The sequence below is a fragment of the Acinetobacter sp. YH12072 genome, from assembly GCF_013419565.1.
Lineage (GTDB): Bacteria > Pseudomonadota > Gammaproteobacteria > Pseudomonadales > Moraxellaceae > Acinetobacter.
Window position 1 is genome coordinate 52,741 of record NZ_VOZV01000008.1, and the last position, 14,166, is coordinate 66,906.

Annotated in this window: 14 protein-coding genes; 9 read left to right on the forward strand and 5 right to left on the reverse strand. The window is 41.5% G+C overall.

Annotated features, from left to right (window positions below; translation table 11 throughout):
- The first annotated feature begins 11 nt into the window (after positions 1-11).
- The gene (gene glyA, locus FTU19_RS04905; protein WP_004784306.1) at positions 12-1,265 is read left to right on the forward strand and encodes a serine hydroxymethyltransferase; all 1,254 of its coding nucleotides are present in this window, start codon (positions 12-14) and stop codon (positions 1,263-1,265) included.
- A 393-nt stretch (positions 1,266-1,658) separates the two neighbouring features.
- Positions 1,659-2,063, forward strand: a complete 405-nt coding sequence (gene rnk / locus FTU19_RS04910; RefSeq protein WP_034171243.1) for a nucleoside diphosphate kinase regulator — start codon at positions 1,659-1,661, stop codon at positions 2,061-2,063.
- Positions 2,064-2,126: 63 nt separating this feature from the next.
- Here rnk and FTU19_RS04915 read toward each other — a convergent pair whose 3' ends face one another.
- Entirely contained in the window at positions 2,127-2,615 is a 489-nt protein-coding gene (locus FTU19_RS04915) for a TIGR00645 family protein (protein WP_005236522.1), read from the reverse strand.
- 400 nt (positions 2,616-3,015) lie between these two features.
- Between FTU19_RS04915 and FTU19_RS04920 the strand changes: the two genes are divergently transcribed.
- From FTU19_RS04920 to ahpF, 4 genes are all read left to right on the forward strand, one after another.
- Complete coding sequence (locus FTU19_RS04920; protein WP_180130269.1) at positions 3,016-3,807, forward strand: tellurium resistance protein; 792 nt, start codon at positions 3,016-3,018, stop codon at positions 3,805-3,807.
- Positions 3,808-3,823: 16 nt separating this feature from the next.
- A complete protein-coding gene (locus tag FTU19_RS04925) occupies positions 3,824-4,957 on the forward strand; it encodes a toxic anion resistance protein (protein WP_179993421.1) in 1,134 nt (377 codons plus the stop codon).
- A gap of 37 nt (positions 4,958-4,994) precedes the next feature.
- Positions 4,995-5,912: a hypothetical protein gene (locus FTU19_RS04930; protein WP_166135984.1), complete on the forward strand. Its 918-nt coding sequence runs from the start codon at positions 4,995-4,997 to the stop codon at positions 5,910-5,912.
- A 226-nt stretch (positions 5,913-6,138) separates the two neighbouring features.
- Positions 6,139-7,704 (forward strand): alkyl hydroperoxide reductase subunit F, encoded by a 1,566-nt coding sequence (ahpF, locus tag FTU19_RS04935; protein WP_180053890.1) that lies wholly within the window; start codon positions 6,139-6,141, stop codon positions 7,702-7,704.
- A 247-nt stretch (positions 7,705-7,951) separates the two neighbouring features.
- Here the strand turns inward: ahpF and FTU19_RS04940 are convergent, their stop codons facing one another.
- From FTU19_RS04940 to FTU19_RS04950, 3 genes are all read right to left on the reverse strand, one after another.
- The gene (locus tag FTU19_RS04940; protein WP_180130271.1) at positions 7,952-8,206 is read right to left on the reverse strand and encodes a YfhL family 4Fe-4S dicluster ferredoxin; all 255 of its coding nucleotides are present in this window, start codon (positions 8,204-8,206) and stop codon (positions 7,952-7,954) included.
- 3 nt (positions 8,207-8,209) lie between these two features.
- Positions 8,210-9,619, reverse strand: a complete 1,410-nt coding sequence (gene yegQ / locus FTU19_RS04945; RefSeq protein WP_180130273.1) for a tRNA 5-hydroxyuridine modification protein YegQ — start codon at positions 9,617-9,619, stop codon at positions 8,210-8,212.
- 133 nt (positions 9,620-9,752) lie between these two features.
- The gene (locus tag FTU19_RS04950; protein WP_180130275.1) at positions 9,753-10,163 is read right to left on the reverse strand and encodes a Cd(II)/Pb(II)-responsive transcriptional regulator; all 411 of its coding nucleotides are present in this window, start codon (positions 10,161-10,163) and stop codon (positions 9,753-9,755) included.
- An 85-nt stretch (positions 10,164-10,248) separates the two neighbouring features.
- Here FTU19_RS04950 and FTU19_RS04955 point away from each other — a divergent pair, with 85 nt between their 5' ends.
- The 3 genes from FTU19_RS04955 to FTU19_RS04965 all read left to right on the forward strand — a co-directional run bounded on the left by FTU19_RS04955 (position 10,249) and on the right by FTU19_RS04965 (position 11,514).
- Positions 10,249-10,872, forward strand: a complete 624-nt coding sequence (locus FTU19_RS04955; RefSeq protein ID WP_179993298.1) for a cation transporter — start codon at positions 10,249-10,251, stop codon at positions 10,870-10,872.
- A gap of 249 nt (positions 10,873-11,121) precedes the next feature.
- Complete coding sequence (locus tag FTU19_RS04960; protein WP_227607384.1) at positions 11,122-11,313, forward strand: hypothetical protein; 192 nt, start codon at positions 11,122-11,124, stop codon at positions 11,311-11,313.
- Between the two features lie 18 nt (positions 11,314-11,331).
- Entirely contained in the window at positions 11,332-11,514 is a 183-nt protein-coding gene (locus tag FTU19_RS04965; RefSeq protein WP_005236502.1) for a hypothetical protein, read from the forward strand.
- 68 nt (positions 11,515-11,582) lie between these two features.
- Here the strand turns inward: FTU19_RS04965 and FTU19_RS04970 are convergent, their stop codons facing one another.
- Positions 11,583-13,997, reverse strand: coding sequence for a membrane-bound PQQ-dependent dehydrogenase, glucose/quinate/shikimate family (locus FTU19_RS04970; RefSeq protein ID WP_180130277.1), 2,415 nt, complete (start codon positions 13,995-13,997; stop codon positions 11,583-11,585).
- Between the last annotated feature and the right edge of the window lie 169 nt (positions 13,998-14,166).

The window sequence follows — 14,166 nt, forward strand, 5'->3', positions numbered from 1 at the left end:
GGACCTCGCTAATGTTTGCCAATATCTCTATTGCTGAATTTGATCCAGAAATCGCTCAAGCAATCTCTAACGAAGATGCTCGCCAAGAAGCGCACATCGAGTTGATCGCTTCTGAAAACTATTGTTCACCAGCAGTAATGGAAGCTCAAGGATCAAAACTCACTAACAAATATGCAGAAGGCTACCCAGGCAAACGCTACTATGGCGGTTGTGAATATGTAGATGTCATTGAACAATTGGCAATTGACCGTGCTAAAGAATTATTTGGTGCTGATTATGCTAACGTTCAGCCACATGCTGGTTCTCAAGCAAACTCTGCAGTTTATTTAGCGCTGCTTAACCCAGGCGACACAGTATTGGGTATGAGCTTGGCTCACGGTGGTCACTTGACTCACGGTGCGAAAGTAAGCTTCTCAGGTAAAACTTATAATGCAATTCAATACGGTCTGAATCCAGAAACTGGTGAGATCGATTATGAAGAAGTTGAACGTCTAGCTGTAGAACACAAACCACGTATGATCGTAGCTGGTTTCTCTGCATACAGCCAAATCGTAGATTGGCAACGTTTCCGTGACATCGCGGATAAAGTTGGCGCTTACCTGTTTGTAGATATGGCTCACGTTGCTGGTCTGGTTGCTGCTGGCGTTTACCCAAGCCCAGTTCAAATTGCTGACGTAACAACAACAACTACTCACAAAACTCTTCGTGGTCCTCGTTCAGGTCTGATCCTTGCAAAAGCAAACGAAGAAATCGAGAAAAAACTTCAATCAGCTGTATTCCCAGGTAACCAAGGTGGTCCTCTGGTTCACGCGGTTGCTGCTAAAGCAATCTGCTTCAAAGAAGCAATGGCACCTGAATACAAAGCATACCAACAACAAGTGGTTAAGAATGCTCAAGCAATGGCTGAAGTTCTAATCGAACGCGGTTACGATGTTGTATCTGGCGGCACTAAAAACCACCTGTTCTTGTTGTCTCTGATCAAACAAGACATCACTGGTAAAGATGCTGACGCTTGGTTAGGTGCTGCTCACATCACTGTGAACAAAAACTCTGTACCAAACGACCCACGTTCTCCATTCGTGACTTCAGGTATCCGTATCGGTACACCTGCTGTAACGACTCGTGGTTTTGGTGAATCAGAAGTTCGTGAACTTGCTGGTTGGATCGCTGACATCCTTGATGCTAAAGGCGATGAAGCTGTGATCGCTGCTGTTAAAGAAAAAGTTGCTGCTGTTTGTGCTAAATTCCCTGTTTACGCAAAATAAGCCTAACTTGAGAAAAGCCCCCTCAAGGGGGCTTTTTTATTGGGTGATATTTTTTCTGACTCATCTTCTGCTGCTAGCTTTTACGATGAGTTAAAAGGGAAGATAAGATCAAAGCTTAATCAATCCTATATAGAAAATACTTATCCTTTTATAAAACAAAGTTGAGAAATACAGATCCTATAAATCTGATTTCGAAAAGAGTATTGAGTTTTTCTAAAACTGGTTACATTCTTTGAAAAACAGCTTTATAAGTTGAGTTAAGACACAATTTTTTTAGCAGCTAAAAATAGATTTTTTATATTTGAACTTAATTTAATCTGATTAACCACTTAGAACCTAGATTCATTCGCTTTTTAAAGACTATTCAATCATTCATTAAACAAGGTAGTAAGAATGGCTAAACCAAAAATTATTTTATCTGAACAGGATGTGGAGCGTCTCGAAACCATGCTTGAAAATCAGGACAAGCTCAGTGAGACCATGCTTCAACTGGAAGATGAACTGGCTCGTGCTGAAGTGGTCAAGCCAGAGGACATGCCAAGCAATGTGGTGACCATGCATGCGCGTGCATTGCTGACGATTGCACCATCAACGGAGCCTGTAGAAATCACCTTAGTCTACCCGCATGAGTTTAAAGGTGAAAAAGGGCAAGTGAATGTCGTAGCACCGATTGGAACTGCAATCTTGGGCTTGGCAGAAGGACAGACCATTGAATGGCCACAACCTGATGGTCAGTTGATGAAAGTCACGATTGAAAAAGTGCTGTATCAGCCGGAACGAGAAGGTGACTATCTATAATTTTTTAGTTAATTCGCCAATATAAAAAGGCCCCTATAATCGGGGCTTTTTAATATCCATGTTTTAATGCTTTGTGAGTTTATCCAGATAACCCATAATAAATGCAGAAATCACAAAAGTCAGATGCATGATGATGTACCACATGATTTTGTCATTCTCGACGTTACGAGCATCCATAAAAATACGTAGTAAATGAATCGAAGAAATAGCTACGATAGAAGCAGCAACTTTTAGTTTAAGCGAATTGGCATCCATAGTGCCGAGCCAGTTCAGGCGGGTTTTATTTTCATCGATTTTGAGTTGTGAAACAAAATTTTCATAACCTGAAAACATCACCATCACAATAAGTCCACCAACCATGGTCATATCAACCAGGGAGAGAATTACCAAGATCAGGTCAGCTTCAGTATATTCAAAGATATGCGGCAGGACATGAATGACTTCCTGAAAGAATTTTAAGGCCAGCAATAATAAAGCGAATGATAAACCAAAATAGACAGGTGCCAAGATCCAGCGTGCGGCATACATCGTATTATGAAAAAAACGTTCCATTTTATTCTCAGGTTACCTACTTTATTGTTGATCTTGATCATAAATAATTCATGCTTAAAATTCGAGAATTATTTATGTTTTATAATGCCTTATAAGTATTCTTAAGTTTAAAAAAGCTTAATTAAGACCATAAATTAACTTGGCATTTATTGTGCTTATCCTTATTTGGTTGATTATTAGCCTATCTGAGGCTGATGGGAAAGGTTATAGAGAGCAACAGCAGGCTAGAAGCAAAATGATTCATACAAGAAATGACTGTAGGCCAAACTTAATTCCAACAATATCTTCAACGTATATAAAGAAAATTCTATGGCTTGAAGCATTCCTTTGCAAAATGCTACATGTTATGTTGAATGAAAAGACGTACTATAAAAATCGAATTCATTGAGTTTAAAGGGCCATGTCACAGATAGATGTTTTGATTCCAATCCAAGACATTGCAGTAGAGCAGAGCGAGATTCTAAGTATCAAGCGCAACGAACTTGTGCCTTTACTCCACGATCAATACAAGCTGAATCATTATGCGGACTCACTTATTCAGGCGCAGGCAGTACTATTAAATGGGGTAGATCCCCATCTGACCCAACAACTGAGCCATACTATTGAACAGCTGATTCACATGCTGGCTCAATCAAAAAAATATTTAAAAAAACGTAAATTTAATGCCTTGCAGAAATGGCTGGGTATTGATCTGGACTATGGCTCAAGTCAGGTTGAATACTATAAAAAACTGGACTATTTACTGGATCAGGCAGATCACCTTAGCCGTAAGTTGCAAATTGAAATCCAGAAATCCCAATCGCGATTCCAGCAGCTGATCGGTTTACGTGAGCAAATGGCCAAGCATATTGTGGCAGCAAAAGAATTTTTATCTGAATATCCGCAGTTTGTAAGGAATCAGCATCCACTGGATAATTTTTCTGAGCGGCTGTCAAAAAAGGTGCATACCTTAAGAACCTTGCAAAGCAGTAATGACATTGCCATTACCCAGATGCAATTGTCCCAGCAACTGTCTTATAGCCTACTGGATCGGTTTAAAGAAGCGCAACAGGTGCTGATTCCGGCCTGGCAATATCATGTCAAACAAAGCCAGACGAAACACTCGACAAGTGATCTGGAAAAACTTGATAATAGCCGGGACAATTTGATTAAAACGTTAAAAAAGTCACTCGAGAAACCCTCGAATACATAACAATATAAGGTGAAACATGACCAAATCTGATGTAGTAAATTTACCTGTCGAAAGCTCAACTGAACTGACTGAACAGAAGTTCCAGCAAATGGATCTGAAAGAGCTGGGCTTGCAGCCTGCCGATTTTCAGGGGGTCTTGGCAGCACGTAAAGAACTGCAGAATATGAGTCATAATAGTGTGGCCGAATATGGCAAAAATATAGCCACCAAAACTTCAAGCTATACCGATGAATTGCTGAATCTGGTACAAAATAAAGATCTGGATGCAACCGGTCAAAAGCTGAATCAGGTGGTGCAGGTGGCACAGCAACTGAATACCAGCAGTATCTTGAACAAGAAAAAAAGTTCAGGATTTCTGGGCAATATCATCAGCAAATTTAAGGGCGTGAAAGATAATTTTGACTCGCATTTCAATACCACTAAAGAACAGATTGATGTACTGGTCAAGGAAATTGAAACTTCACAATCTGGATTAAAAGCCCGCGTTGATACCCTGGATAAAATGTTCGATGGGGTGCAGGAAGAATACAAGCAGCTGGGTATTCATATTGCAGCTGGACGTTTACGTGAACAGGAATTGCAGCAGGAAATTGCTGCGCTTACAGCTTTGCCACAAGATCAGAGCACCACGCAAAAAATCTATGACCTAAATCATCTAGCCAATAATCTGGAAAAACGCATCAGTGATTTACAGGTATTGCAGCAATCTGCGATGCAGACTTTGCCTATGATCCGGATTATTCAGTCCAATAACCTGATGCTGGTGGATAAATTCTATGCCATTAAAAATATCACATTGCCAGCATGGAAAAACCAGATCAGTCTGGCCATTTCACTGAATGAACAGAAGAACAGCGTACAGCTGGCCAATACCATTGATGATGCGACCAATGAGCTTTTACGCCGTAATGCAGATTTATTGCATCAAAACTCGGTCGATACGGCAAAAGCCAACCAGCGTTCTGTTATTGATATTGAAACGCTTGAACATGTGCAAAATACCCTCATTAAAACTGTTAATGATGTGATTCAGATCCAGAAAGAAGGTGTACAGAAACGTACTGAAGCAACGGTACGTTTAAGAGCCTTACAAGATAATCTGAATCATTTGGTGATTGAATCAAGTACCAGTGGATCTAAACCCAACTAAATGCAGTAGGGCCAAGATCTAAAAAAAGGAGTAGAGATTGCCGCCCTTAGATGAATATGCTGTAAATCCTCAGGAAATCAAGCAAGGGGTCGTCGCACTCAAAAAGCGTCAACGTAATTTGATGCTTTTGGGACTGACCACCTCTACGGTCTGTATTGCATCTGTGATAGGTCTATTCTTTCAGCAGGAAATGGTTTATGGCTTTTTTGGCCTGAGTACTCAGCTTCAACAGCTGCATTTACCAGTCAGTGTCGATGCTAATCTGGCCAGTATTGGGGATAGTCCGGATTATTTCTTTGCTCTATTAAGCTGGTTTGGCTGGCTGATTCTGAAAATCTTTGCCTCTTTTATTGGTGCATTTTTTCTGGTTGGATTGCTGAAGAAGTTTCGCTTCTTCTATGTGCGCTTTCAGTCTTTCATATTGAAGTTTGTAGGCTGGCTGATTTCCTTTATCGTGATCTGGTCAGGACTGACTTATTGGCAATATGACCTGAGAAATGACCGTGAAGACGCTTATCAGCAAGTGGTCTATTACGATAGTAATATCAATGATAGTGAAGTGGCTCGTTATCTGGTTGATTCCGATATTGCTTCACCGGTGAAATCTTATTTACTTGCCCAAACTGCACTCTTGCATAAGCCTGTGGATCTATCCGCAGCCAGACCTTATGTCGCACAAGTAGTTGAAGCAGAGCGGCAGGATAACAAGTTTGAACAATACGGATTTAAACCGGAACAGATCTGGACCATGCAGCAACAGGTCTATGGCAAAAGTCTAACGCCTGTGGCACAAAGTGTAGATCGTCAAGCCCAGCAAGCCGAACAAGTCAGCAAGATTACCAATGTCATCATTATTGGCATTGCCATCTTATTTGCCTTGCTTAGCTTAATCATATTTGTACTAGCTAATTCAATTAAGGGGCGTTCGCTACGTATTGAACAGCGAATCTTCTAAACTTAAAAATGCTCCTTTAAAAGGAGCATTTTTATTTTCCAATCTATATTCGGTTTCTTTGGGATAAAAGGCATAAATTCTAGCGATAATAAAAAATAAAATGAGGAGATGGTTTTTGATCTATAAAAACGATCATTAGGATAAAAACAAACTGTTTTACCTATTTTTATTATTCACTTATTATAGCTTCATCGAATAAATATTTACTCCCTTGGAGACGTTAGCAATGTTAGATCAAAATACTTCAGCTCAATTAAAAACACTACTTGAACGTTTGGAGGGCCCGATTGAATTAGTGGCAACTCTGGATGGCTCTGACAAATCAGCCAAAATCAAAGAACTGGTTGAGGAAATCGCCCAGCTTTCTGATTTAGTGACTGCCCGTTTTGACGGTACCAACAAACGTGCACCAAGCTTTGGTGTGGCAAAAGCCGGTGAACAGCCTCGTGTGTTCTTCGCAGGCTTGCCGATGGGCCATGAGTTTACTTCCCTGATTCTGGCATTGCTGCAAACTTCAGGCTATGCACCAAAAGTCTCTGCCGAAGTTCTGGAATCGATTAAAGGTTTAGGCATTAAATCTGACTTTGATGTATTTGTCTCTTTAAGCTGCCATAACTGTCCTGATGTGGTGCAGGCATTGAACCTGATTGCCATCTATAACCCGGGTACCACAGCAACCATGATCGATGGTGCTTTCTTCCAGGAAGAAGTAGAAGAACGTAAAATCATGGCCGTACCGATGGTCTTCCAGGACAATGAACATATCGGTCAGGGTCGTATGACACTGGAAGAAATCATTGCCAAACTGGATACCAATGCTGCAGCCAAAGATGCTGAAAAACTCAATGCCAAAGATGCATTTGATGTCTTGGTAATTGGTGGTGGACCTGCAGGGAATACTGCAGCGATCTATGCAGCACGTAAAGGTATTAAAACTGGCATCGTGGCTGAACGCATGGGCGGTCAGGTGATGGATACCATGGACATTGAAAACTACACATCAGTGCAAAAAACCCAAGGTCCAAAATTTGCGGCTGAAATGGAAGCACACGTGCGTGAATACGGTGTTGACATCATGAACCTGCAACGCGTGTCTGACATCAAAGGTGCAGATCGCACAGCCAATGGTCTGGTAGAAGTGACTTTAGAAAATGGTGCCAAACTTGAATCTAAAACTGTGATTTTATCTACCGGTGCACGCTGGAGAGAAATGAATGTTCCAGGTGAGGCAGAATACAAAACCCGTGGCGTTGCATACTGCCCACACTGTGATGGTCCATTGTTCAAAGGTAAACGTGTTGCGGTAATTGGTGGTGGTAACTCCGGTGTAGAAGCTGCGATTGACCTTGCGGGTATTGTTGAGCATGTAACGCTGGTTGAGTTTGATACCAAACTGCGTGCGGACCAGGTATTGCAGGACAAACTGAACAGCTTGCCAAACACCACCGTAATCAAAAATGCGCTTTCTACCGAAGTGATCGGTGATGGTTCACAAGTCACAGCGTTGAAATACAAAGACCGTGCAACTGATGAAGAGCACACAGTAGAACTTGCAGGGATCTTCGTTCAGATCGGTTTGTTGCCAAACACCGACTTCCTGAAAGGAACCGATGTTGAGTTAACTAACCGTGGTGAGATTGTGATTAACGAGCGCAATGAAACCAATGTCAAAGGTGTGTTTGCTGCAGGTGACTGTACCACTGTTCCTTACAAACAGATCATCATCGCGACTGGTGAAGGTGCCAAAGCATCATTATCTGCCTTTGATTACATCATTCGCTCTGGTCAGTAAAAAAAAGAGCACCTGGAATCCCCACATTCCAGGTGCTTCATCTCAAACACCTATTATTATTTTCGCTTTATAGGAACTCAGGATGCTAACACCCGGGTTCCTTTTTTTAGTTATTGTTAGATCAGCCAAAAGCGTCCCCAATCGCTTTTAGCTGTTCCTTTCCTCTGGACAGTTTTTGTTTTCAACCCTTATTTTTATCTTTCCCCAAGGTTGTTCTTAGATGAAGTCATCAGACTTCATGCATCATTCAAGCTTTGAACAGATTCAAACCTTTAAATTTCTCCATTAACTGTTCTTGCGTTTCCCGATGCTCTGGATGCGGCACAATGCATTCAATCGGACAGACGGCAATACAGGTTTGATGACCATAGAAACCCACACACTCGGTACAACGATTGACATCAATTTCATAAAACTTCTCGCCCTCATAAATTGCTTCATTTGGGCATTCCGGTAAGCACATATCACAGTTGATACATTTATCGGTAATCAAGAGCGCCATTTTTTAACTCGCCTGATAAGCCAATGAAGAGGCTGAAATGTCTACAGATGATGATGGCAGATTACGGATCAGCAGGGCATACTGCATATCGACATCTGCTGGTATTGGAATTTCAACGATATGACCTGAACCTTTAGCATCTTCAATCAGATTGCCTTGACGGTCTTTGATCTCAGTTAAGGTAAAAGTGATGTTGCCTTTAGTGGTCATCAGCTCTAGTGAGTCACCAACGACAAAACGGTTTTTCACATCAATCTTGATATAGTCACCATTACGCTCTAATACTTCCCCACAGAACTGCTGATGATCGAAACTCGATGAACCATTTTCATAGTTTTGATATTCACTATGTACATGACGGCGTAGGAAGCCTTCGGTATAACCACGATTCGCCAGACCTTCTAATTGAGTCATCAATGAAGGGTCGAATGGCTTACCAGCAAGCGCATCATTAATGGCTTTACGGTAAATCTGCGCAGTACGCGCACAATAGAAATAAGATTTGGTCCGACCTTCAATTTTCAGGGAGTGTACGCCAATCTTGGTCAGGCGTTCCACATGCTGTACAGCACGCAGGTCTTTGGAATTCATAAAATAAGTGCCGTGCTCATCTTCTTCAGCAGCAAACATATCTTCGTCATTACGTTGCAATAACACGGGTTCATCAAACTGATGTTGTACTTGCATATGTGACTCATCAGCATCTTTTGAACAACAGCCGGAATCAATATTTTTAACCGGGATCACATCGCCCGTTTCATCTTCCTTGGCATCCAGTACTTGGTATTCCCAGCGGCAGGCATTGGTGCAGGCGCCCTGGTTGGCATCGCGTTTGTTCATATAGCCAGATAGCATGCAGCGGCCAGAGTAGGCCATACACAGTGCGCCATGAACAAAGACTTCAATCTCCATATCTGGAACTTGCTGTTTGATTTCTTCGATTTCTTCGATGGACAGTTCACGTGACAAAATTACGCGAGTAAGTCCCATATTCTTCCAGAACTTTACAGTTGCCCAGTTCACAGCATTGGCCTGTACAGACAGGTGAATGTCCATGTGCGGGAAATGCTCACGCACCAGCATGATCAGACCAGGATCGGACATGATCAGCGCATCTGGCTGCATTGCCACGACTGGTTCAAGGTCACGAATAAAATTTTTCAGTTTGGAGTTATGTGGCTGAATATTCACCACGACATAGAATTTTTTGCCAAGCTTATGCGCTTCTTTGATGCCAATCGCCAGATTGTCATGGTCAAATTCATTATTACGAACACGCAAGCTATAACGCGGCTGGCCGGCATAGACTGCATCTGCACCATAAGCAAAGGCATAACGCATGTTTTTTAGGGAGCCAGCAGGTGAGAGAAGTTCGGTAACGTGAGAAATGCTCATGATAAAATCGAAAGACATATAAAAAGTACGTCTTTATTCTAGTCATCTAAAATCAGGATTCAACCTAGTAAATAACTCGGAATTGGCATAATTTAACTCAATTTCAAGTTAAAAGATAAACAGTAAACGGTTTAAAATATCCATAAATATTTCAGCTATTTTCAATAGATTCCAGTGTTTTTAAAATCTGGCAATGATTAATCGTGGTTGGGGTATTACAGCTTTCGCGAAGCGCCATTAACTGCTGTTTAAATAATTGTAATTCTTTAATTTTATTTGAAATATCTATAAGGTGCTGATCAATCATCTGGTTAACTTCACAGCAATCCTGTTCAGGATTCTGTTCCAGCTGAATCAGGTATTCGATTTCTTTTAAAGACATGCCTAAAGCACGACAGCGTTTGATAAAAATCAAGCGTTTTAAGGCCTCTTCGCCATAATAACGATATTGGTTACTTGCTCGAAAATTCGGCTGAATCAAACCTCTTTTCTCATAAAATCGAATGGTATCAGTACTTAAATCAGCTTTCTTGGCTATATCAGAAATCAAATAATGTGACATAAATACCTCAGGCTTGACCTTGGAGTGACTCTATAGTTTCTAATGACTTTATCGCATTCAGGATAAAAAATCATCGGAGAATAATATGGCCTGTAGTTGTAGTCATGAACCCGCGCCGCCCAAACCTAATAGCAAATTTAGAACAGCTTTATGGATTGCATTATTGATTAACCTGACCTTATTTGGTGTAGAGCTAATCGGCGGTGCTTATGCACATTCATCGGCCTTATGGGCAGATGCGTTAGATTTCTTTGGTGATGCTGTGAATTATGGTATTTCTCTGGCGGTGATTGGTGCAAGTCTGTATTGGCGTGCAACAGTTGCTCTGATTAAAGGATTGACCATGGCAGTATTTGGTCTGGTCGTCATTGGCAAAGTAATTTATGCCTTTATGCAAGGTATTCCACCTGAAGCCATTACGATGGGGATCATCGGGGTATTGGCCTTAATCGCAAACGTTGTCACAGCCATAATTTTATATGCTTTCCGGGATGGCGATGCCAATATGAAATCAGTCTGGTTGTGCAGCCGTAATGATGCGATCGGCAATGTGGCCGTCATTTTTGCAGCAGTGGGAGTCTTTGGCACTGGCAGTCTATGGCCAGATGTTATTGTTGCATTCATTATGGCAAGTCTAGGCTTAAGCGCTGGATATCATGTGGTGAAACAGGCTCTAGCTGAACGAGTATTGAAGCATGAGTCAGTCTGATCCTTAATATTAAATTTAATTATGAAAAAGCTGCTGATCAGGCAGCTTTTTATTAGCCTTAAGTCTAAAAAATAGATGAAAAATAAAGCTTTACAAATGCGATAAATTTAGGAAGAATCATGCGCGAAATTTAGAAAAGATTCATATAACTAAACAATTTAAATTTTTTAGTGTTTTTGAGGGGGAGCAATGAGCTTCATAAAACTACTTTCACTTTCAACTATTATACTGATGACTGGGTGTAGTTCTATGGTCGTCACTTATGATGCATCGGGTCAGGTGATTGGATCATGTAAAGCTACACGTGGTCTGCTTTCAACTGCTAGTGCTCATTGTAATGGATCAGGCAATGCAATTGGCGTGAACTACAATACGGTGGATGCCAAGACAGGTTTATTGCCAGTACCACCAAGTCAAAATCAGATTCATTTAGCACCATAAATCATAGAGGGGAATATCATGAAATTATCAGCACTTATTGCATTAGCAGCGACTATCGTACTAACTGGTTGTGCATCAACAGTGACTACATTTGACTCACATGGCCGTATGATTGGTTCATGCAAAGCAGAAAGCGGTTTTATTATCGGTGGTGGTGCAGGCTGTTCAGGTTCTGCAAACCAGGAAGGTCGCGATCGTTAATTTTTAATGATGATTGCAATAAAAAAACCGAAGCCTAAGCTTCGGTTTTTTCTTTATCCATCAAAAAATTATTTTTGATCAGGTAAAGCAAAGGCAATAATATAGTCGCCAACATCTTTAGAATGGCTTGCACCACCTGCAGAAATCACAACATATTGTTTGCCAGTTTTTGGAGATTTATAAATCAGCGGTGCAGCAACAGCAGCAACAGGAAGCTCAGCTTTCCACACTTCTTTACCAGTTTTTGAATCCAGCGCACGTAGGTAATAATCCTGAGTACCTGCGAAGAACACCAGACCAGAAGCGGTTGAAGTAGGACCACCTAATGTCGGCATACCTAAAGGAATTGGCATATGGGTTTTCACACCTAATGGACCCAATTCTTTGGCTGTACCCATTGGTACTTCCCAAACGACTTTTTTAGATTTTAAGTCGATGGCAGTCATGGTACCAAATGGTGGTTTGTTACAAGGTACACCCAATTTAGATTGCATGATGTCGATTTTTACACCCGCATAAGGACCTGCCAATTGAGGACGTACTGTACCCATAAAGCCAGGGACTTCGTCAGTTGAGATATGGTATTTGTGCATATCTTCTTTACGAACCAATGACATACGAAGTGGCATACGCATATCGTTGACGTACATCATGCCAGTCGATTCATCAATGGAGATACCACCCCAGTTGAAACCACCAAGCAGACTAGGCCATTCGATATATGGTTTTTCACCAGGTGCAGTGTATAGACCGTTATAGACAGAATCTTTAAAGTCAATACGACATGCCAATTGGTCAAAGGTTGAAATCCCCCACATATCTTGTTCAGTGAGCGTTTCATTACCAATTTGTGGCATACCCACAGAGAATGGTTGAGTTGGAGAAAGTTTTTCACCTTCAGCACCATTAGTGTCGACAGGACGTTCTTCAACTTTGGTAATAGGTTTACCAGTACGACGATCAAGGACAAAGATTTGACCCATTTTGGTGGTTTGGATTAACGCAGGTACTTTTTTACCATGATCATCAGTCATGTCATAAAGTACAGGTTGTGACGGTAAGTCATAATCCCAAACATCATGGTGAACTGTTTGATACGTCCAGACAGTTTTACCTGTTGATGCATTGACAGCCACAACGGCAGAACCAAATTTTTCTTTGGCTGCGTTACGGTCACCGCCCCAATAGTCAGGAGGACCATTACCTGTAGGTAAGTAAACCAAATTCAGGTCTTTGTCATAGGTTGGGATAGTCCACATGTTCGGTGTTTCTAAAGTAAAGCCTTTGCCATCTTTAGGTTCACCCACAAGTTCAGGATTACCAACATCCCACGCCCAAGCCAATTTACCAGTACGAACGTCATAAGCACGTACAACACCAGAAGGTTCGCCATGCACAATATCACGTACCCAACCGCCTAATACAGCAACATGGCCGGCAATGAGTGGGGTCGATGTTGGGTGGTAACGTTTACTTTGCTCAGTTGGGCCCATGTCATGCAAGACATCGACTTGACCATTCACACCGAACTCAGGACATAAAGCACCTGTTTTGGCGTTCAAAGCAATTAAACGGCCATCAACAGTAGAAGTCAGGATACGTTGTGGACAAGCTTTAATACCCGGTGCTTGTAAGTCTGCTGCAGTTAAAGATTTGTCTTTAGTTGCATCATAGTAACCAACACCACGGCAAGTGATATGCTCTGCAGTTTTTGCATGTGGATCATATTTCCAAAGTGCTTTACCACTGTCACCATCAATTGCTGAAATGATGTTAGTCGGTGTACATGAATATAAAGTACTACCAATTTGAATTGGTGTATTTTCATCGACACCGGCAGAAGTATCACGACCAGTGTGATAAGTCCAAGCCACTTTTAGATCTTTGACATTTTCAGGGGTAATGTCAGTGTACGGTGCAAAGCGGGTACCGTTACCATTACGACCGAAATATTCCCAGTTGTCTGGGTTTTCTGCATTCGGTTTAGCCAGTGCAGGGTCTTGTACGATATCAACAGGATTGAGGATTTTGCCATGTGGGAAGAACGCAGCAATCAGGGCTGCGACACAGGCAAAGAAACCGGCAAAGCCAACAAGATTGGCAGCTTTGATTTTTGCAGCATTGAGTGCTGGCAGGCTTTTGCTTGCCCACATGCTGAGGACAAACAGAATAGTTGGAACCACCAGACGTGGGATATATTGCCAGAAGCTCAAACCTTGAACTTCAGCAATAGACCAGAGGATGGTTGCAATAAAAGTAACAATAGAAAGCCAGAAACCAAAGGCTTTTTTCATCGCATATAAAATGGCGATTGCAACATAGGCAATCCCTGCAATGAGATAATAGCTTGTACCACCGAGGCTGAGTAATTTAGCGCCTTGAATGATCAAGTACAGCGCAACAAGTAAAGTCAGTACGACAACAAAATATCGATAGACTTTAGACCCTGTACGCTCGAGAGAGGAGGGTTGTTCAGTGCTCATACCTTGCCTATAAAAAAACGGCTTGGTTACATAAACGGTGAAACAGGGGAATGGGATCTAAATAGATCGAATTAAAAGTTTACAGAGTTTATGTAACTAAGTCTTTAGCGAGGATAAATCCTCATGAGAAATCAATTACAGTTACATATTCTAACATTTAAGAAGGAAT